Origin of the sequence: Comamonas sp. GB3 AK4-5 (assembly GCF_041320665.1) — a bacterium.
GTDB lineage: Bacteria > Pseudomonadota > Gammaproteobacteria > Burkholderiales > Burkholderiaceae_C > Comamonas.
Genome location: NZ_CP166730.1, coordinates 2,850,179 through 2,870,544, shown reverse-complemented (window position 1 = coordinate 2,870,544; position 20,366 = coordinate 2,850,179). Strand labels below are relative to the sequence as shown.

Below are 20,366 nucleotides of genomic sequence, written 5' to 3'. Positions count from 1 at the left end.
AAGCCCCACAGCAAAACACCCCGTGCAGGGCATGCCTGGTGCGGGGTGTTGGCATGGCAGCGGGTGCTGGATGCGGTGGTGAAAGTGCTTTGAACACGTTCTTATGGCTTCAGCGCAGGCACGCCGTTTTGCCAGTGGGTCCAGTCGCGCACGATGGTGTCGACCATGATGGCGCCGACCTGGGTGATATTGGCCACGGTTTCGGCAAAGCCGCCTGCGGTCTCGCCGGGCGCGGGGTCCAGGTGGGCCAGTGTGGTTTCCTGGGGGTTGCCCTGGTCGAAGTTGACGGCGCCGCGCAGGCTCATGATGCGGCTGGTGCCATGGGTGCGGGCTAGCACCAGGGCGATGGCGGCGGCTTCCATTTCCGTGGCCACATAGTCATCTGCACCATAGCTTTTGGCGATGTATTGCGCCTCTTTCGAGAGACCTGGGCCGTGGAAGAAGGTGTCACCCGTCATATGCGTGCCCACGCCCACATGTGGCGCACGGCGTGCCTGGGCCTCGGGGTAGCGCAGGCGGTAGCGCTGGGCGGATTCCGAGTCCTGCAGCTTGCTGTCCCTTGTCAGTTGCAGGGCCCACTGCACCAGCGTGGGATTGAGCTGGAAGCGGCGGTATTCCTCATAGCCTTTGCGCGGCATGAATACGGGCGCGCCGGGTTTGCCTTCTTCCGGTGCCCAGCGGTGGCCCAGGTCGTAGTCCACCAGCCAGCTGCCCCAGGTCACATCCCCGATGGTGCCGCGCGCTGGCGGCGTGCCGGCCACGCCGGAGATCACGTAATAGGCCTTGGAAAAATCGAACTGCGGGTTGAGCACGATGGCCTGTACCGAGGCCGAGGAATTGACCTTGCCCATGCCCAGCACGCTGCCACATACGCCGTCGGCGTTGCAGAACACGGGGCCGAGTGCGCCGGGGACGGTGATGGGCTGGGCATCTTTCCAGTAGCGCTCAAACCACATCTGGAACTCGCCGGCGCGGTCGCCGGTGTTCTTGCCGATCTCGAACATGGCGCCGATAAAGACCTTCACCGGTATGGGTGCGGCGGTCGCTGGGCTTTGTGCATGGGCTGCACCGGCAGTGGTTGCCCAGGTTGCCGCGGCCAGTGCGCCGGCGCGCAGGGCGTGGAAGGGAAAGCGAGAGAGGATGTGGGTCGTGGGCATGGCTGGTGCAGGTGGCGCGGTGGAGGAGGCGGGGCGCAAACCGCGCCATTCTCGCACCGGGGCAGCCCCAGGACGGCCCCGGTGCTTGGCCCCCACAGTCACCTTCGTGAGCGCGGTGGGCGCAGAGGGCGGGGAATGTGCAGGCTGGTGCGCAGCCGGCGCCAGCCCATCACCACGCCGCTGAGGCTGAGCAGCAGGCCGCCCAGGCTCAGCGTGATCAGCAGCGCATCCCACAAGGGGCGGCGCTCCAGCAGCGGCAGCCAGTCCCAGCTGTGCAGCAGGGCAAACAGCCAGCGGCTGGTGCGGCGGTGGCGGTCCAGGCTGTCCAGCACCGCACCGGTGTGCGGGTCGATATGCACCCAGGTGTGCTGGGCATCGCCAAACACCGCACGCCAGACAGGCAGCGGCTTGTCCCCGCCCCCGGTCATGCTGTGTGCGGTCCGGGCGTAGTAGTAGAAGTCGTAGGTCTGCAGCGTCTCTATGCGTTCCAGGGGCGCGGGCAGCAGGCTGGGGATGGCGCTGCGCAAGGCCGCAGCATCCACGGCATAAGGCCTGGCCTGGGCGTCCAGCAGCTGGGGTGTGGGCAGGCTGCCATAGGCCATGACCACAGGCTGGCCCAGCACCATGGTCCAGCGCAGCTCCCGCGTGCCAGGGCCTGCGGCCTGGAGCAACTGCTGGGGTGATGTGCCGCCCTCCAGCCCGGTGAGCGCTGCGCCATGCAGGGCACCGGCCTGCACAGGGGCAGTGGCGCTGCTAAAGATGCGCCAGGGGTTCATGGACATTAGCCCGCTGAAGATCCAGCTCAGGGTGATGGCCGCAAACAGCAGGCCGCAGACATGGTGCCAGCGCATCAGCCGGCCGGGGTAGGGCGTGCGCCGGCCGCTGCGGTAGGGCGCGCGAAAGCGCCAGCGCAGAATGCCCACCACCGTGCCGGTGATGGCCCCTGCAATGCCCAGTATCGACAGCCAGTTGACGATGTCGGCCCAGTAGCGGTCCAGCACGCCGCCACGCAGCGGGTAGAGCCAGTGGAGCCAGGCGCCGGCATAGTTCCAGCCGCGTTCGCTGCGGCTGGCGTCACGCACCACCTCGCCCGTGCGGCTGGAGAGATACAGCCAGCTGCCATCAGCCAGTGCCACGCGGTGCAGCGGCCGGTGTACATCCAGGGCGCGCGAATGGGTGTGCGCGTCCTCCTGCAACTGGCCCAGATAGGTCAGTCCCTGGGCGTCACCGGCCCAGGCCGCGGCGCTGGCCAGGGCCACATCGGCATCGGCGGGTGGCAGCAGCGCGGCGCTGCGGGCATCCAGCACCACAGCGCTGGGCTGGCGGCGTTTGCTGCCGGTTGCGGTGGCCGCGTCGGCCACGGGCATGAGCAGGTAGACGGGCTGGCCGCCGCGCAGCCTGGCCAGGCGCAGGGCCTGTACCGGCTGCTGCCAGCCTGCACGCTCCAGCAACTGCTGGGGTGACAGCAGCGCCTCGGGCGTGGAGGATTCGGACAGCGCAGGCAGGTGCTGCAGCCGCTCCTGTACGGTGAGCTTGGGGTAGCCCGAGTACATCATCACCACGCCGGAGGCAAACCACATGGCAAACAGCAGGCACAGGCCAATGCCCAGCCAGCGGTGGGTGAGGTAGCACCAGCGCTTGAGTGAATGGCGCATGGATCGCTCCCTCAAAAGCGCAGGCGCAGCGCCAGCTCCGCCGTGCGAGGGGCGCCCAGATAGGCCTGGGTGCCCACATTCAGGGCGTAGACCTTGTCCGTCACATTGCGCACCCGGGCCGTCAGCGTGGCGTTGCGGCTGAGCTGGTAGCGCAGGCCCAGATCCAGCAGCGTGTAAGCGCCCCAGGTCTGGGTGTTGGCGTTGTCGGCATAGACCTTGCCCACATGGCGCAGGCCGGCGTTCAGCTGCCACTGGGCGTTCACGGTATAGCTGGTCCACAGATTGGCCACCACGCGCGGGGTGTTGGTGGGCGTTTTGCCGGCCAGCGAGACACCGTTTTGCATGTACTCGTCGTACTGCGCATCCACCAGCGCCACATTGCCCTGCAGCGACCATTGGCGCGTGGGCTGCAGGCCCATGGCCAGCTCCAGGCCGCGTGAGGTCTGCTGGCCCACCAACAGGGTCTGGCTGGTGTTGCTCGGGTCTTGCGTGGAGAAGTTCTTGCGCTGCAGCTGGTAGAGCGCCACGGTGGCCGAGCCCTTGCCCTGCCAGAAGTCCAGCTTGCTGCCCAGCTCCAGCTGGCGGCCCGTGGTCAGTGCGCTGTTGTTGCGCACATCGGCAAACGAGGCCGTGGTCAGCACGCCCGAAGGTGGGTCGGCGGCCGTGGCGTACTGGGCATACAGATTGGCGCCGGGGGCCACATCCCACACCAGCGCCAGCCGCCCCGTGGTGGGCTGGTAGCTGCGCGAGAAGCTGGCGGGGCTGGTAGCGGTGATGTCGCGGCGGTTGGTCAGCTCTAGGTCTATGCGTTCATGGCGCAGGGCGCTGACCAGGTGCAGCCGGGGTGTGAGGCTGGTGCGGTTCTCGGCATACAGGGCCATGGTGGTGACCTTGTTTTCGCGGTCCGGGCGAAAGCCAGGCGTCATGCCGGGTGTGTCGTAGAAATACCCGGGGTCGAAGTCGTAAGGGTCGACCGTGCTCACGGTGCCAGACAGGCTGTTGGGGAAGCGGGTCTGCTTGTTCAGGCTGACATCCAGGCCAAAAGACCAGTCGCTGCGCAGGCCGGCCAACAGGCCCTGGTACTGGCCGTCGATACGGTTGCCCACCAGGCGCTGCTGGTGGCGTTGCAGCAGGGCGGAGGAGCGCACCACCTGGCTGTTGTCGGACGTGAACTTGTAGACCTCCACATTGCGATAGTCGCGCAACGCGTTGTAGGCGTAGAAGGTGTTCTTGAACTGCAGCTGCTCGTTCACACGCCAGTCCGTCAGCGAGCGCAGCCATTGCACCTTCTGGGCATACATGCCGTCCTGGCTGTTGTAGTTTTTGAAGCGCGTACCCTCGTCAATCTGCAGGGCGCCGCCCACGGGGTTGCGCAGCGGCGTGCCCCAGTAGGGCCTGTCCACACGCTCATGCTGGTATTCATAGGCCAATGTGTGGCTCACACCACCACCGAAATCCGACAGCAGCGAGGCCGCCAGCTGGGTGGCCTTGCTGTGTGTGCCCTGGGTCCAGCTGTTGCCGTCCTTGTGGTTGAGGTCCAGCCGCAGGTAATGGCTGCCAGCACCTTTGCCATCGCCGGCAATGCGCCGGTTGATGCCGAAAGAGGCCTCCTTGGTGGCATAGCTGCCCAGGCGCAGCTGGGCTTCGGTCAAGTCCTGGCGCTGTGCCAGCTTGGTGATGTAGTTGATGGTGCCACCCACACCGCCTGCGCCATACAGAAAGCTGCTGGCGCCGCCTATGGCCTCCATCTGCTCGTAAATCCAGCTGTCCACCGGTCTTGCGGCAATGCCGTATTGCACATTGATGCCATTGAACAGCTGGTTCAGCGAGCTGCCGCTGAAGCCCCGGTAGCTCACCCCTATGCTGCCGGGGGCGTCGTGGGCGGTGATGCCGGGAACGCTTTGGAGCATCTCCTGGGTGTTGCTGGCGCCACGCGCCTCGATGGTGGCGCGGTCCACCACGGTCACGGCGGCGGGCGTTTCGCGCAGGCTCAGACCCAGGCGGCTGGCGGTGCTGCTGGGGATGTCGAGCGGGAGCACGCCATTGGGCGTATCGGGCTGGTCCGTGCTGGCCTGCACCTGGACGGTGGGCAGCTGGGCCTCATCGGCCGCCGTGCCGGCCGTGTTCTGTGCCAAGGCCAGCTCGCCTGCGCAGGCCAGCAAGGTGGAAATGGCCAGAGCCACGGGCCTGCGCGGCGCGCGCAGGGCAAAGCGGGCTGGTGCAGCGACGGCTGCCAGCGGGGAGAAATAAGACATGAGAGGGCGGTGTAAAGCAGAGCCTGCCTGCACGTATGTGGCATGCAGACTCTTGTGTTGCTGAAGAGCGAAAGAGGCTTTACACCGCCGCAGGCGGTCCGCGTGGCGGCAGTGGCCCACCGGTGGCGGCGGGCAGGTATCGGGCCACAATGGGCTGCAGCGTCGGACCCAGGGGCACAGGCTGTGGTGCTGTGCTCCAGTGGGATGCTGGCGGCAACGCCAGCCCCAGGCACAGCGGGCAATCCAGGCTGGAATGCAGACTGGTGACGGCTTCGCCCTGGTCGCTCAGCACCACCATCTTCATCACGCCGCCGGTGGTGCAGACCAGCTCCATGGTGCGCGGGCTGACCCAGGGTGACGCGATGGCCACCCCCAGCGTCAAGGCGAACCACAGCATCACCCAGCGGGCGAGGTGGTGGGCGTTGCGCAGGGCGTGCATGGAGGGATTATCGCGAAGTGGATGCGGTGGTGCGCCATCGAGGGCAGTCGGAAAACCCCTGCCCATGTGAGAGACGGCTCTCAGCGGGCGCTATGGTAGAGCCTCAGGCAGCCTGCGCCCAAGCATTTTTCGGCATAAGCATATGGGCCCGCTCAAGGCCGCAGCCGTTGCTGCCAACCCCTCTTGTCACTTTTGCCCCTGCGGCGCGCAGGTGACAGCCCGGCCCGGGCACAGGCACTACCGTGGCGGCTGTGCCATCCCTGCGCTGGCATTCACCACCACCCAAAAACCATAGCTGTAGCTGCGCATGCGCTTTGCGTATGCCGTGCTTTCAGCGTTTGCATTGATTGCCATGTCCCAGTTGCGCTCCACGCTTGATTTCCTTGTCTACGACTGGCTGCAGGCCGACGGCCTGACGGCCCGCACGCGCTATGCCGAGCACAGCCGCGAGACCTTTGATGCGGTGCTGGACACCTGCGAACGCCTGGCGCGCGAGAAGTACGCGCCCTTCAACCGCACGGTGGACACGCAAGAGCCCCAGTTCGATGGCGAGAAAGTCATCTTGCCGCAGTGCACCTACGACGCACGCCAGGCCTATGCCGACACCGGTATGCTGGCTGCGGGCAAGGATGCGCAGTGGGGCGGCATGCAGCTGCCCTATCTGGTGGAAGCTGCGGCCAACAGCTTTTTTGCCTGTGCCTCGGTCAGCATGGGCTCGAATCTGCTGACCAGCGCCAATGCCAATTTGCTGCTGGTGCATGGCAGCGAGCGGCAAAAACAGGTGTTTGCGGTCAAGGAGCTGGAGGGCCTGTGGGCCGGCACCATGGCGCTGTCGGAGCCGCAGGCCGGCTCCTCGCTGAGCGACATCAGCACCCGCGCCCTGCCCGATGGGGCGGACTTTGAAAGCGATGCCCTGGGCCCGCGCTACCGCCTCAAGGGCAACAAGATGTGGATCAGCGCCGGCGACCATGAGTTGACGGAAAACATCGTCCACCTGGTGCTGGCCAAGATTCCCGGGCCGGATGGCAAGCCCATTCCCGGCGTCAAGGGCATTTCGCTGTTCATCGTGCCCAAGCAGCTGGTGGACAGCGAAGGCAATTTGACGGGCGAGCGCAACGATGTGGCCCTGGCTGGCCTCAACCACAAGCTGGGCTGGCGTGGCACCACCAACACGCTGCTGAACTTTGGTGAAGGCAAGCACGCTGTGCGCGGCGGGGCCGGAGCCATAGGCTATTTGGTGGGCCGCCCGCACGAGGGGCTGAAATGCATGTTCCACATGATGAACGAGGCCCGCATCGGCATTGGCATGGCGGCCACCATGCTGGGCCTGGCGGGCTACTACGCCAGCCTGGACTATGCCAGGAACCGCCCCCAGGGCCGGCCCGTGGGCGAGGGCGGCAAGGACGCCAGCCAGCCCCAGGTGGCCATCATCGAACATGCCGATGTCAAGCGCATGCTGCTGGCGCAAAAAGCCTATGGCGAGGGCGCGCTGGCGCTGAACCTGTACTGCGCCCGCCTGGTGGACGAGGGCCGCACCGGCACGGCCGAGGACGCGGCCCGCGCCCAGCTGCTGCTGGAGGTGCTGACGCCGATTGCCAAGAGCTGGCCCAGCGAGTTCTGCCTGGAGGCCAACAGCCTGGCCATCCAGGTGCATGGGGGCTATGGCTATACGCGCGACTTTCCCGTGGAGCAGTACTGGCGCGACAACCGCCTCAATATGATCCACGAGGGCACGCATGGCATTCAGGCGGCCGACTTGCTGGGCCGCAAGGTGCGCATGCAGGGCGGCGCCGGCCTGCAGCTGCTGGCGGCCACCATCAACGCCACCATCCAGCAAGCGCTGCAGCAGCCGCAGCTGGCGGCCCATGCCAACCAGCTGGCCAAGGCCTTGCAGGAGGTGGGCGCTGCCACCAAGGCGGCCTGGGCCACCGAGCATGCCGGCCAGGCCCTGGCCAATGCCGTGCCCTATCTGCAGGCCTTTGGCCATATGGTGCTGGCCTGGGTGTGGCTGGATGTGGCGCAGCGCGTGCTGGCCCGCGATGCATCACTTTCCATAGCGGCCAACGCAGGCCGCATGCGCGCCTGCCAGTATTTCTTCCACTATGAGCTGCCCAAGATCACTGCCTGGCTGAACGTGGTCAACGCCCGCGATATGACCTGCGCGGACATGCCGGTTGAGGCGTTTTGAGGCGCGGTGGCGCCACATCTTCAGCCTGCGTAGAGACTTTGAACACGTTCTAAGAACGTGTTCAAAGTCTCCTCGCGGCGCGCCAGCGTCTTTGCGGGATGGGATACAAGGCGCGATACCGCAGCAATAGCCGCGCTATTGCGAGGATTCGCAACACCGTAGACCGCCCGCAAAGCCACTGGCCCTTCGGGTTGGAGCGAAATCGGGCGATTTCTTCGCGCTGAAGCTTGCTTGCACACAGGTGCAAGCTGCGCTCCATCGCTTCGAACTCATCCCGATTGCGTTCCAACGCGCCTGCGTAGAGACATTGAACACGTTCTAAGGCCGGCAGCGCCCGTGCTGGAGCGTGAACACGCTCTGAAGGAATGGGCAATGCAGGCCAGGGATGGCGCCATAAGTGGTAGAACGACGCGCTATATGCAAGCCTAGCCGAGGAGGGAACTTGCTATGGTCTTCAGCCAGCGAGCAAGTCTTGAGCGCGTAAAAAACGTTCCGAGAACATGTTGATTTTCACTGGCTACCTGAGAGCGTGAACACGCTCTGAAGAAAAGGCGTCTTATGTCCCGGCTCACCACCCTCACCGTGTCCAAGCGGCTTTCGCTTGGTTTTGCACTGATGCTCTTGCTGTCCATGGTGGTCATAGGCATCAGCATCATGCGTCTGAACGCTCTGGCAGAGGCCACCCAGACCATGATGCAAAAGCCGATACAGGCCGAGCGCCTGGTCAGCGATTGGGCGCGCAATCTGGCCTCGGGCATTACGCGGACGGTGGCGGTGGCACGCAGCAGCGATCCGGAACTGGCCGACTTTTTTGCCGCCGACGCCAAGGAGTCGTCGAGGCGCTCCACCGAGTTGCAAAAAGCGGTCGAGGCCCTGATGTCCTCCGACACCGAAAAGCAGCTGTTCCAGGAAATTGGCGTGCAGCGGGGCTTTTACCTCAAGGGCCGCGACGCTATTTTTGGCCTGAAGAAAGAAGGGCAGACGGCCGAGGCCAATGCCTTGCTGGACAAGGAATTCATCCCCAAGTCTGCGGCCTATGCCGGCAAGATGGAGGAATTGCTGGACAACCAGCGCCAGCAGGTCAATGCGCTGGCGCAGGCCATTCAGGACAATCGCGCCTCCAGCAGCCGCTTGCTGCTGGCGCTGGGCCTGCTGAGCGTAGTCTTGAGCGCCTGGGTGGCATGGCGGCTGTCGTCCTCCATCACCAAGCCTTTGGCGCAGGCCTCGGCGGTGGCGCAGCGCGTGGCAGAGGGCGACCTCACCTCGCGCATCACGGTGCAGCGCAAAGACGAGCTGGGCCTGCTGATGGCCACGCTGGACCGCATGCAAAGCCATCTGGCCCAGGTGGTGGGCCATGTGCGCGGGGGCGCGGAGTCGGTGGCGAATGCCAGTGCTGAAATTGCCCAGGGCAACCAGGACCTGAGCGCCCGTACCGAGCAGCAGGCCAGCGCGCTGGAGCAGACGGCCGCCAGCATGGAAGAGCTGAGCACCACGGTGCGGCACAACGCCGACAACGCACGCCAGGCCAATACGCTGGCCATGGCGGCCTCCACCGTGGCCGAGCAGGGCGGCGTGGTGGTGGGCGAGGTGGTGCAGACCATGCAGGGCATTCACGATGCCAGCCGCCGCATCAGCGAAATCATCGGCGTGATTGATTCCATCGCCTTCCAGACCAATATCCTGGCGCTGAATGCCGCCGTGGAGGCCGCCCGAGCCGGTGAGCAGGGACGCGGTTTTGCCGTGGTGGCCACCGAGGTGCGCAGCCTGGCCAGCCGCAGCGCCGATGCGGCCAAGGAAATCAAGGCGCTGATCGATGACAGCGTGCAGCGCGTCTCCCAGGGCACGGCCTTGGTTGACAAGGCCGGCGCCACCATGAACGAGGTGGTGGGCAGCATTCGCCGCGTGACCGACATCATGGGCGAGATCAGCGCCGCCAGCAGCGAGCAAAGCCAGGGCGTGTCGCAGGTGGAAGAGGCCGTGACCTCCATGGACCACAGCACCCAGCAGAACGCGGCCCTGGTCGAGGAAATGGCCGCCGCAGCCAGCAGCCTGCAGCGCCAGTCGCAAGACCTGGTGCAGGCGGTTTCGGTGTTCCAGCTGTCTGCCCAGGGGCAGGGCAGTGCGGGGGCCTATTCCATGGCCCATGCGCAGCCCGCCAACGCCTCGCGCCAGCTGGCCTGGGCAGAAGCCTCGCCCGAGTAAGGGCGCGGGCCAGGGGCGGCGCTCCGGTCTCGCCTGGCCGTGCAGCTGGGCATGCCCGGCGGCATGCCAAGATGCGGCTTTGGGCACAGCCTGATGACCGGAGTGATTCCCTATGGATGCTGTTTTCTCCCCCGCCGACCACCATGCCATGGCCCTGGCCATCGCCGCCTCGCGCGAGGCCCTGGCGGCCGGTGACATGCCTTTTGGTGCCACCTTGTCCAGCGCCGACGGCCAGGTGCTCTGGGTGGCGCGCAATGCCCAGATCAGCACACAGGACTGCATGGCCCATGCCGAGACCGTGCTGGTTCAGCAGGTGCAGCGCGAGCTGGGTCCGCAGGCCTTGCAGGGTGCCACGGTGCACGCCAGCGGAGAGCCTTGCGCCATGTGCAGCGGCGCGCTGTTCTGGGCCGGCGTGCGCCGCGTGGTCTATGCCGCCAGCACCGAAGACATTGCCCACTCCCTGGGCGGGCCGGTGTTGCCTGTCACGGCCGCCCAGGTGCTGGGCAGCGCCCAGCCTCAGGTGAGCGTGCAGGGCGGCCTGCAGCGCGACGCCGCTGTGCAGGTCTTGCAGGCCAAGGGCCTGGCTGCAGATGCCGCATCCTGAGCCGCATTTGGTGGTTGCTCTTGAAAGCAGAGCATTCATCGCTTGCGGTATATGCCGTTGGCGCAGATCGGATTCGGAAGTTCTCACCCGCGCTCGCGCCTGTCTGCGTGGATAGCGACCCCTTGCATGCCGCAGGGCGATGTGCTGCGCACAGTCTGCGCCTGGTGTTTTCTTGCAAACTTGTCTGCCAAGCCCTGCGGCCGCACCACGGTGCCGGCGGGCCCGAGCACACCACGGAGAAAAAACACAAGCAATGCGGCAGTTGAATGAGGGAGAGGCTACGGGCGAGCACCCGCGCACGCAAAACCGGCATGCGGCACCCGAGCTGGGAGCAGCCCATGCAAAGCCGGTAGGGCCACAGGGCGGGCTACAGGGCGGGCCATCGGCCTTGGGTGTACCGCTGTGGCTGCTGGTACTGGTCACGCTCAGCGGCACCATGGCCATGCATATCTTTGTGCCGGCGCTGCCTGTGGCGGGTGCGGCCTTGCAGGCCGAGCCGGCCAGCATGCAGCAAACCATCACCTGGTATGTGATTGGCCTGGCCCTGGGCCAGCTGGTGTATGGGCCGGTGTCGGATGCCTGGGGGCGGCGCCCCGCGCTGCTGCTGGGCCTGGGGCTGTATCTGTCGGCCAGCGTGGTGGCCCTGTGTGCGCCGTCGCTGCCCTGGCTGCTGGGCGCGCGCCTGGTGCAGGCCCTGGGGGGCGCGGCCGGCATCACGCTGGGCCGCGCCATTGTGCGCGACATCGCGGCGCCCGATCGCGTGACCAAAGACCTGGCGCTGTTGAATCTGCTGACCCTGGTAGGGCCGGGGCTGGCGCCAATTGTGGGCTCCTACCTGGCCGAGCATCTGGGCTGGCGCTCCATTTATTTGTTTCTGGTGTGCATGGGCTCGGCCATGGTGTGGTGCACCTGGCGCATGCTGCCGGAAACCAACCGCCAGCGCCGCCCCATGGCCGTGGGCGGCATTGCGCGCGACTATCGCAGCCTGCTGGGCACGCCGCGCTTTGCCGGTTTCATGCTGGGGGGCGCTTGCTCCACCACGGCGCTTTACCCCTATCTGGCCACGGCTCCCTATATCGTGCATGGCCAGCTGGGCTACCCGATTGCCATGGTGGGCTGGTTTGCGGCCCTGACCATCGTGGGCGCCAGCCTGGGCACGCTGGTCACGCGGCGCCTGGGCGGACGTTATGCGGCCGAACGTTTTTTGTTCGTCGGCGGCGGTATCAGCCTGTCCATGGCCGCATTGCTGCTGCTGGTGCAACTGGCGGGCTGGTTGGATGGCCCCATGCTGGCGGGCATCACCCTGGTGATGACATTTGGCGCCGGCCTGTCCAGCCCGGCCGCATTGGCGCGGGCGCTGCTGGCCGTGCCCTGGCTCACCGGCGCTGCCGCCGGCCTGTATGGCTTTGCCCAGATGGCCATGGGGGCGTTGGGCACGCTGCTGGTGGGTTACGGCCAGGATCCGGCCATTGCCTGTGCGCTGACGCAGATGGGCATGTTGGCCTTGGCCCTGGGCTGCTACCGGTGGGCCGCTGCACACCCCGTGCGCCAGGCCGCTGCGGCACAGGGCTGATCTCTTTCGCGGTGGAGAGGCTGCGGCGTGATGCCGATGCAGACACCTACATTTACTACAGAAGACTTGCACACTGCCTCTGCGGCTGGGGGCAGCATGTGCTGACCTACCCATTCTTGCGAGGAGGACCGCATGAGCTACGAACCGATTGCCGAAACCAGCCTCCTGGACACCATGCTGCCAGGCCTGTTGGTCGCCTGCTGGTGGTTGTGGATTTTGCTGGACTAGCACCGGCCGGGCAGCAGCAGCGCGGCCAGCGCCTGTGCCAGATGCATCAAGGCGCAACCGTGCTGGCGGTTGGTGTTGGCGATGCTGGCGGGCTGGAAAGGTGCTCAGGCAGGCGCCGCCTGGTTCAGGTGGAGCAACAGCACCCCCAGCACAATGCAGCCCACGCCCAGGGCCTTGCCCCATGAAGCGCTCTCACTGAAAAGTGCCACACCCAAAAGGGCAATCAGCGCTGTGCCGGCCCCTGCCCAGACGGCATAGGCCATGCCGATTTCCATTTGCTTGCTGGCAAGGCCCATCAGCCAGATGGCCGCCGCGTAGCACAGGCCCATTCCCGCAGTCGGCGCCCATTGGCTGAGACCGTACGATGCTTTGAGCAACAGGGTACCTGCCACCTCTGAGGCGATGGAGAGCGTTAAAACCAGCCACGGATTCATGGCATCTCCTGGGCGGAGGGCGGAGGGCGGAGGGCGGAGGGCGGAGGGCGGAGGGCGGAGGGCGGTATGGGGCGGGGCATGCCGGGCAGGTTGCCCCCATGCCAGGGCGGCGTCAGACAGTCCAAATTACCAGCGGCGAATGACAGCGCTGTGAATGCCGGGAAGCTGCCGATGCCGCGAGCTCGACACAGCCCATTCGGGGCTGCTGCGTGTGTTTGCCAGGGAGCGCGTGCGCAACGGCAGCCTTGCTTGCCGCTGCGCCGTGGTCGCTGTTATTTGCCTTCAGGCTTGGGGCAGCTGCTGTCCAGGCCCGCCATGCCGGCCATTTTCTGCAGGCTGGAGCGCTGCTCCAGGCAGCTTTGGTGCTGGGCCTGGCTGGCTTGCTGCTGGGCCAACTGGGCGGCCTTGCTGCGTTCGGCCTGGAGCTTGGCCACGCGTTCGCGCAACTGGGGCATCACGGCCATGGCGGCTTTTTCGCCCTCCACAATGGCATTCGCGCGCTGGCTGAAATCGGCCGCACCAATGTCCAGCACCTTGGGGTGGATGATGATGTCGGCCCGCGCCAGCTCGGCCTGGCCCAGTTTCTGGCCCATGATGGCAATGGACTGGTTCAGTGCGCCCAGCATGTTCTCCGGGGTCTTGCCCCGGGCCTTGTTGGAGATGTCCACGGCCACCACGATGTCGGCGCCCAGCTGGCGTGCCGCATCCACGGGGACGGGGCTGACAATGCCGCCATCTACATAGTGGTACTTGCCGATGGTGACCGGCTGAAACACGCCGGGAATGCTGCTGGAGGCGCGCACGGCCTGGCCGGTATTGCCCCGGGCGAAGACGGTGCGCTCGCCGTCTTCCAGGCGCGTGGACACGGCCACAAAGGGCTTGGCCAGGCGCTCCAGCGGCTTGCGCTGCACCAGCTCGTTGACATAGTCCTCCAGCTTCTGGCCCAGCACCAGGCCGCCCGAGGAAAGCTGCAGGTCGCGAATCTTGGATTCATCCAGGGCCACGGCTTTTTCCTGCAGCTCAAAGGCATTCATGCCGCTGGCATAGAGGGCGCCCACCACGCTGCCGGCGCTGGTGCCCGAGACCACGGCCGGTGTGAAGCCATTGGCCTCCAGCATCTTGATCACACCGATATGGGCAAAGCCCTTGGCGGCACCGCCACCCAGGGCAATCCCGATCTTCACCGGCGCCGTGCCGGCTTGCACCGGCGCTGCGGGCACATTGGGGCGGGGAGGGTTGCTGTTGCAGGCGGTCAGGCCCAGCGCTGCCGCACAGGCCAGCAGGCGAAATAATGCTTTTTTCATACGCATACCGAAAAACAAGCCGAGAGTGGGGCGCAGTATAGCGAGCGTGGATAGTGCGGTTCAGCGCATGGCCCGCCGCAGCCAGGCGCTGCCCCAGTCCACCGCGATACTCAATAAAAGCATAGCAATAATCACTGTGCTGGCTTGCGCATAGTGGAAAAGTGACAGTTCGAAATACAGCAGCTGGCCCAGGCCGCCCGCACCCACAAAGCCCATGACCACCGAGGCGCGGATGGCACATTCCCAGCGGTAGACGGTGTAGGAGGTCAGCTCCCTGGCCGCCTGGGGCAGCAGACCGTAGAGCAGGGCTTGCAGCCGGCCCGCACCCGCTGCGCGCAGGGCGCGGGCGGGTGCTGGGGGCGTGGATTCCAGAATCTCGGCGTAGACCTTGGCCAGCATGCCGCCATAGGTCAGGCCCAGAGCCAGCACCCCGGCCGCCGGGCCCAGGCCGAAGACGCGCACAAACACCAGGGCCCAAACCAGCTCGGGAATGCCGCGCAGCACGGTGAGCAGGCCGCGTGCCACGGGGTTGAGTCGGACACGCTCGCGCGCTGCACTGCTGGCCAGATAGGACAGGGGCAGGGCCAGCACAAAGGCCAGGGCCATGCCGGCCGTGGCAATGGCCAAAGTCTCCAGCGTGGCCTGGCCCAGATAGCCCAGGAATTCACTGCCGGTTTCGGGCGGCAGAAAGCCGGCCAGAAACCCGGCTATGACGCGGAAGTTGTTGGCATCGAAAAACGGCTGCAGCGAAAAGCCCGAGGTTTGCAGCAGCGGCCACAGCAGCACCAGGGCGATGAGCAGCCCGGTGAGGCGCCCGCGCGCGGCCGGATCGCGGTGATGGGGCGGGGGGCGGCGCGTGGCTGCGGCCCAAGGGGTCAACGGCATGCCATCCCCATGGGCAGGGCGGACGCTGTGGCGACCGCGCCCTGCTGCAGCGTGGGCAGCGGCTGGGCGCTGCCATCGGCATGGGCGTACAGGGCTTGCAACTGGGCCTGGCTCACCTGGGCGGCGGGCAGGTCAAAGACCATGCACCCCTCGCGCAGGCCGACGATGCGGGGAAAGCAGGACAGGGCCAGGTCCACCGCATGCAGGCTGGCCACCAGCGTGGCCTGGCGGGCCGTGGCCTCTTGCACCAGCAGTTGCACCGTGGCCAGCGACAGCGCCGGGTCCAGCGCGGAGACGGGCTCGTCCGCCAGCACCAGCTCGGCCTGCTGGTAGAGCACGCGGGCAATGCCCACGCGCTGCAGCTGGCCGCCGGAAAGTTGGTCGCAGCGGGCAAACAGCTTGTCTTCCAGCTGCACACGGGCCAGGGCCTCGCGGGCGCCGGCAATGTCTTGCGGATAGGCCAGTGAGGCCAGGGCCTTCCACAGCGGCCATTGCCCCAGCCTGCCGGCCAGCACGGCCGTGACCACGCGCTGGCGCAGCGGAATCGGAGCGGCCTGGTGCACCGTGCCAATGCGGCTGCGCAAGGTCTTGAATTGTTGGGCCGTGAGCTGGGTGCTGACGGCCTGGCCCAGCAGCTGCATGCGGCCGGCCGTGGGCAGATGGCCCGTGCCCAGGGTGGTGAGCAGCGAGGTCTTGCCCGCGCCCGAAGGGCCGATGAGGGCGATGTGTTCACCCTGGGCGGCCGACAGGTAGATGCCCGAGAGGGCGGTGAAGCCGTTGCCGTGGGTCAGGCCCACATCGTCCAGCGTAAAGCTCATGGGATGGAATACTCTGAAAACAATAGCTGCCAGCGCTTGTGCAGAAAGGCTGTAGCAGCTCAATGTGTCATCAACTTCCTCCCCTTTCGGGGGAGGGTTGGGGTGGGGGCCTGCGGCTTGGGAGCTGCCCCCATCCCCACCTTCACCCGATAGGGGAAGGAGCCAGACCGGCTTACTTCAGCAGACCGGCTTACTTCAGCAGGCCGGCCGACTTGGCGGCGGTTTCCGTGCCTGCGTAGTTCTCCGGCTTGGTGGGGATGAATTTGGAGGCGCGTTGCAGCTCCATGATGGCCTTGTGCTCGGGCTTGCTTGGGTCCAGCGCCAGGAAGGCATCGGTCAGCTTTTTGACCAGGGCCGGATCCAGATCGCCGCGCACGGTCCAGTTGTAGTCAAAGTAGGTGGGGGTGGTGGCAAACACGCGCACCTTGCTGGTGTCCACCTTTTTGGATTCGACCAGCTTGTCCCATACCGAGGTGTTGAGCACACCGGCCTCGGCCTTGCCTGCGGCCACAAAGGCCACGGTGGCGTCATGCGCGCCGGAGTAGGCCACCGTCTTGAAGTCTTTTTCGGGGTTGATGCCGTCCTGCAGCAGGAAGTAGCGCGGCATCAGGCTGCCCGAAGTGGACGAGGGCGCGCCAAAGGCAAAGGTCTTGCCCTTGAGGTCGGCCAGAGACTTGATTGCCGGGTCGGCGGTGATGAATTTGCTGGTGAACACCGCATCTTCGGCGCGCTGCACGATGGGAATGGCCGTGCCATGGGTGCGGATCTTGGCCTGCACATAGGTAAAGCCGCCCAGCCAGGCCAGGTCCAGTTTCTTGGTGGCCAGCGATTCGACCACGGCGGCGTAGTCGGACACGGGGGTGAACACCACCTTCATGCCCGTGGCCTGGGACAGGTAGTCGCCCAGGGGCTTGAACTTGCGCTGCAGCTCGGTGGGCGCCTCGTCGGGGATGGCCGAGACGCGCAGCACGGCGGGGGTGTCGGCGTGGGCGCTGAAAGTGCTCAGGGAAGAGGCGGCCAGGGCGGCAAAGGCCAAGCCGCGCAGCGCCTGGCGGCGTGCGAGAGATTGCTGCATAAGTGCTCCGTTGAATAAGCCACCGCCGTCCGGAAACACGGCGGTTTAATGGGGGCGGCGTTGTGAGACGTCGCAAATAGGGCGGTACACAGACCGCTGCGGGCATTGTGCAGGTCTTTGTATGTGGCTGTGAATCGTTTAGGGGCGGCCATAGAGCGCTTGAGGCTTTGTTGCGCGCTCTTGCCGTATGCACAACTGTCTGCGGGCACGCGCCGCGCCTGAAGCGCTATCTGGCCGTTGGGACTGTGCTTGAACGCCCGCTGCGCTGCCTATGCCCGCTCCGGCCGGCAGCGAAATCCAAGTCTTTGACCGAAGCCCAATGTTGAGGCAATAAAAAAGCATGTGCGCCCTGGGGGCCGCACATGCCTGGGTGGCTGCTGCGCGGGGCAGCAGCGCTGGAGTGGCGACGGCTTTACGCGGCCACGCTTTCCTCGGCCATGCCCTGGTGGCGCAGCAGCGCATCCAGCTGCGGCTCGCGGCCGCGGAAGGCCTTGAAGTTGTCCATGGCGCTGCGGCTGCCGCCCATTTCCAGGATGTGGTGCAGGTATTTCTGCGCCGTGGCTTGGCTGGCATGGCCGTCAGGCCCTTGAGTTTCCTCGAAGGCGGCATAGGCATCGGCGCTCAGCACTTCGGCCCATTTGTAACTGTAGTAGCCCGCCGCATAGCCACCGGCAAAGATGTGGCTGAAGGTGTTGGTGCCACGGTTGTAGGGCGTGGTGGGCAGCACGGCCACTTCATCGCGCACGGCCTTGAGCAGGGCGTAATAGTCGGCGTCGGGGGCATGTTCGGAATGCAGCAGCATGTCGAACAGCGAGAACTCGATCTGGCGCAGCGTGCCCATGCCGGCCTGGAAGTTTTTGGCGGCAATCATCTTGTCGTACAGCGCGCGGGGCAGGGGCTCGCCGCTGTCCACATGGGCCGTCATATGGCGCAGCACTTCCCATTCCCAGCAGAAGTTTTCCATGAACTGGCTGGGCAGCTCCACCGCATCCCATTCCACGCCGTTGATGCCGGAGACATCTTTTTCGTTCACCTGGGTGAGCATGTGGTGCAGGGCGTGGCCGGATTCGTGGAACAGGGTGATCACATCGTCATGCGTGAGCAGGGCAGGCTTGCCATCCACGCCATCGGCAAAGTTGCACACCATGTGGGCCACCGGGGTTTGCAGGGCGCCGGTGTCGGGGCGCAGCCAGCGGCTGCGCACATCGTCCATCCAGGCGCCGCCGCGCTTGCCGGCGCGGGCGGGCTGGTCCAGGTAGAACTGGCCCACCACCTTGCCGGCGCGCTCCAGGCGGTAGAACTGCACGGAGGGGTTCCAGACTGCGGCCTCGTCGCGGCGGATGCTCACGTCGAACAGGCTCTCGATGATCTTGAACAGGCCGGCCAGCACCTTGGGCGCGGTGAAGTACTGCTTGACCTCTTGCTCGCTGAAGGCGTAGCGCGCTTCCTTGAGCTTCTCGGAGATGAAGGTCCAGTCCCAGGGCTGCGGGTCGGCAATGCCCAGCTCGTCCTTGGCAAAGGCGCGCAGATCGGCCACATCCTGCTCGGCAAAGGGACGGGCGCGGTGGGCCAGGTCACGCAAAAAGGCCGTCACCTGTTGGGGCGACTCGGCCATCTTGGGCACCAGGGAGACTTCGGCAAAGTTGGCATAGCCCAGCAGGCGGGCTTCTTCCAGGCGCAGGGCCAGAATCTCTTTGATGATGGCCGTGTTGTCGAACTTCACGGCCTCGCCCTCGGCCTGCTCGGAGGCGCGGGTCACATAGGCGTGGTAGAGCTTTTCGCGCAGGGCGCTGCTGGTGGCGAACTGCATGATGGGCAGATAGCAAGGCATCTTCAGCGTGAGCTTGTGGCCCTCTTTGCCCTCGGCCTGGGCAGCGGCGCGGGCCGTGTTCACCACATCGGCGGGCACGCCGGCCAGCTCGGACGCGCTGGCGTAGTAGCTCCAGGAGTCGGTGGCATCCAGCGTGTTTTCGCTGAACTTTTGCGCCAGCTCGGCCGAGCGCTCCTGGATCTTGGCAAAGCGCTCGCGGGCCTCGCCCTGCAGCTCGGCGCCGGACAGCACAAAGCCGCGCAGCGCATTGGCATGGGCTTTTTGCTGGGCAGGGGTCAGTGTGCTGGCATCAATCGCCTTGTACTTGGCGTACAGGCGTTCGTCCGCGCCCAAACGGGTCCAGAAATCGGTGACCTTGGGCAGGGCTTCGTTATAGGCCGCACGCAGCTCGGGCGTGTCGGCCACGCTGGAGAGGTGGCTGACGGCGCTCCAAGCCATGCCCAGTTGTTCGGTGGACACGTCCAGCACCTTGGCGATGGCGTCCCACTGGGCGGGAAAGGCGGGGGCGGTGACGGTCTCCAGTGCCGTGCTGGCCTGCTGCATCAGCTGGTCGATGGCGGGGCCCACATCGGCGGGGGTGATGCGGTCGAACGGGGGCAATCCGGTGGATTCAAGCAGGGCATTGGTCATGGCTTGCATTTTGCGTCAACTGGCGGGGTTTCAAGTTGTATGGGCAGCTATCGTGCTGATAGCTGGGTGTGCGCTCTACAGCAGGATAAGAGCTTTGTTCGGCCACAAAGTTTCTGCCAGTAAAAAGCCCCTGCTGGCCAGAGGCGAGCAGGGGCTTGGCACGAGGCAGTGGGCAATCAGGCCGCGCTGCGCTCGGCCGCTTCCATGGTGTTGACCAGCAGCATGGTGATGGTCATGGGGCCCACGCCGCCGGGCACGGGGGTGATGAAGCCGGCCACTTCCTTGACGCCGTCAAAATCCACGTCGCCGCAGAGCTTGCCTTCGTCGTTGCGGTTCATGCCCACGTCGATCACCACGGCACCGGGCTTGACCATGTCGGCGGTCAGTACATTGCGCTTGCCCACGGCGGCCACCACCACATCGGCCTGGCGCGTCATGGCGGTCAGGTCGGCGGTGCCGCTGTGGGTGATGGTGACGGTGGCGTTGGCGGCCAGCAGCATCATGGCCATGGGCTTGCCCACGATGTTGGAGCGGCCGATCACCACGGCATGCTTGCCGCGCAGGTCTTTCATGCCAATCGATTCCAGCATCTTCATGCAGCCGTAGGGGGTGCAGGCCTTGAAGCCGACTTCACCCACCATCAGCGCGCCGGCGCTGGCCACGTGAAAACCGTCCACATCCTTGGCGGGCGAGATGGTCTCGATGACCTTGTGGTCGTCGATATGTTTGGGCAGGGGCAGCTGCACCAGGATGCCGTGAATGCTGGGGTCGTTGTTCAGCGCCTCGACGCGGGCCAGCAGCTCGGCCTCGGTCATGCTGGCGTCGTACTTTTCCAGCACGGAATGAAAACCTGCGTCCTCGCAGGCCTTGACCTTGTTGCGCACATAGACCTGGGAGGCCGGGTTGTCTCCCACCAAAATCACGGCCAGGCCGGGCGTGGTGCCCTTGGCTTTCAGGGCAGCGGCGCGTGCAGCGACTTCGGTGCGCAGTTGGCGGGAGAGGGCGTTGCCGTCTATGAGTTGTGCAGTCATTGGTTTTTTCAATAAAAAACGCTGCCAGCGCTTGGGGTACAAGCACTGGCAGCTACG

14 protein-coding genes and 1 pseudogene are annotated in these 20,366 nt (G+C 65.8%); 4 read left to right on the top strand and 11 right to left on the bottom strand.

What is annotated here, in order from left to right; translation table 11 throughout:
- Nucleotides 1–101: 101 nt before the first annotated feature.
- From ACA027_RS12910 to ACA027_RS12895, 4 genes are all read right to left on the bottom strand, one after another.
- Nucleotides 102–1,157, bottom strand: a complete 1,056-nt coding sequence (locus ACA027_RS12910; protein ID WP_370678629.1) for a purine nucleoside permease — start codon at nucleotides 1,155–1,157, stop codon at nucleotides 102–104.
- A gap of 98 nt (nucleotides 1,158–1,255) precedes the next feature.
- Nucleotides 1,256–2,812, bottom strand: coding sequence for a PepSY domain-containing protein (locus tag ACA027_RS12905; RefSeq protein WP_370678628.1), 1,557 nt, complete (start codon nucleotides 2,810–2,812; stop codon nucleotides 1,256–1,258).
- 11 nt (nucleotides 2,813–2,823) lie between these two features.
- Nucleotides 2,824–5,067 (bottom strand): TonB-dependent receptor, encoded by a 2,244-nt coding sequence (locus ACA027_RS12900; RefSeq protein ID WP_370678627.1) that lies wholly within the window; start codon nucleotides 5,065–5,067, stop codon nucleotides 2,824–2,826.
- 79 nt (nucleotides 5,068–5,146) lie between these two features.
- Nucleotides 5,147–5,506, bottom strand: coding sequence for a DUF2946 domain-containing protein (locus ACA027_RS12895; protein ID WP_370678626.1), 360 nt, complete (start codon nucleotides 5,504–5,506; stop codon nucleotides 5,147–5,149).
- Nucleotides 5,507–5,858: 352 nt separating this feature from the next.
- Here ACA027_RS12895 and ACA027_RS12890 point away from each other — a divergent pair, with 352 nt between their 5' ends.
- The 4 genes from ACA027_RS12890 (at nucleotide 5,859) to ACA027_RS12875 (ending at nucleotide 12,073) form a co-directional block, all read left to right on the top strand.
- Nucleotides 5,859–7,694: an acyl-CoA dehydrogenase gene (locus ACA027_RS12890; RefSeq protein WP_370678625.1), complete on the top strand. Its 1,836-nt coding sequence runs from the start codon at nucleotides 5,859–5,861 to the stop codon at nucleotides 7,692–7,694.
- A gap of 558 nt (nucleotides 7,695–8,252) precedes the next feature.
- Complete coding sequence (locus ACA027_RS12885; RefSeq protein ID WP_370678624.1) at nucleotides 8,253–9,896, top strand: methyl-accepting chemotaxis protein; 1,644 nt, start codon at nucleotides 8,253–8,255, stop codon at nucleotides 9,894–9,896.
- Between the two features lie 112 nt (nucleotides 9,897–10,008).
- A complete protein-coding gene (locus tag ACA027_RS12880) occupies nucleotides 10,009–10,500 on the top strand; it encodes a nucleoside deaminase (RefSeq protein WP_370678623.1) in 492 nt (163 codons plus the stop codon).
- A 253-nt stretch (nucleotides 10,501–10,753) separates the two neighbouring features.
- Entirely contained in the window at nucleotides 10,754–12,073 is a 1,320-nt protein-coding gene (locus tag ACA027_RS12875) for a multidrug effflux MFS transporter (RefSeq protein ID WP_370678622.1), read from the top strand.
- Between the two features lie 332 nt (nucleotides 12,074–12,405).
- Here ACA027_RS12875 and ACA027_RS12870 read toward each other — a convergent pair whose 3' ends face one another.
- From ACA027_RS12870 to folD, 7 genes and pseudogenes are all read right to left on the bottom strand, one after another.
- A complete protein-coding gene (locus ACA027_RS12870) occupies nucleotides 12,406–12,735 on the bottom strand; it encodes a multidrug efflux SMR transporter (protein WP_370678621.1) in 330 nt (109 codons plus the stop codon).
- 272 nt (nucleotides 12,736–13,007) lie between these two features.
- A complete protein-coding gene (locus ACA027_RS12865; RefSeq protein WP_370678620.1) occupies nucleotides 13,008–14,045 on the bottom strand; it encodes a patatin-like phospholipase family protein in 1,038 nt (345 codons plus the stop codon).
- A 60-nt stretch (nucleotides 14,046–14,105) separates the two neighbouring features.
- Nucleotides 14,106–14,924, bottom strand: a pseudogene (phnE, locus tag ACA027_RS12860) (phosphonate ABC transporter, permease protein PhnE); the annotation flags it as partial.
- Nucleotides 14,915–15,742, bottom strand: a complete 828-nt coding sequence (locus ACA027_RS12855) for a phosphonate ABC transporter ATP-binding protein (protein WP_370678619.1) — start codon at nucleotides 15,740–15,742, stop codon at nucleotides 14,915–14,917. The pseudogene phnE and the gene ACA027_RS12855, both read right to left, overlap by 10 nt.
- Before the next feature lie 190 nt (nucleotides 15,743–15,932).
- Nucleotides 15,933–16,817 (bottom strand): putative selenate ABC transporter substrate-binding protein, encoded by an 885-nt coding sequence (locus ACA027_RS12850; protein ID WP_370678618.1) that lies wholly within the window; start codon nucleotides 16,815–16,817, stop codon nucleotides 15,933–15,935.
- 412 nt (nucleotides 16,818–17,229) lie between these two features.
- Nucleotides 17,230–19,278 carry a M3 family metallopeptidase gene (locus ACA027_RS12845; protein ID WP_370678617.1) on the bottom strand — a complete coding sequence of 683 codons (2,049 nt, stop codon included), beginning with the start codon at nucleotides 19,276–19,278 and terminating at the stop codon, nucleotides 17,230–17,232.
- Nucleotides 19,279–19,454: 176 nt separating this feature from the next.
- A complete protein-coding gene (gene folD / locus ACA027_RS12840) occupies nucleotides 19,455–20,309 on the bottom strand; it encodes a bifunctional methylenetetrahydrofolate dehydrogenase/methenyltetrahydrofolate cyclohydrolase FolD (protein ID WP_370678616.1) in 855 nt (284 codons plus the stop codon).
- Between the last annotated feature and the right edge of the window lie 57 nt (nucleotides 20,310–20,366).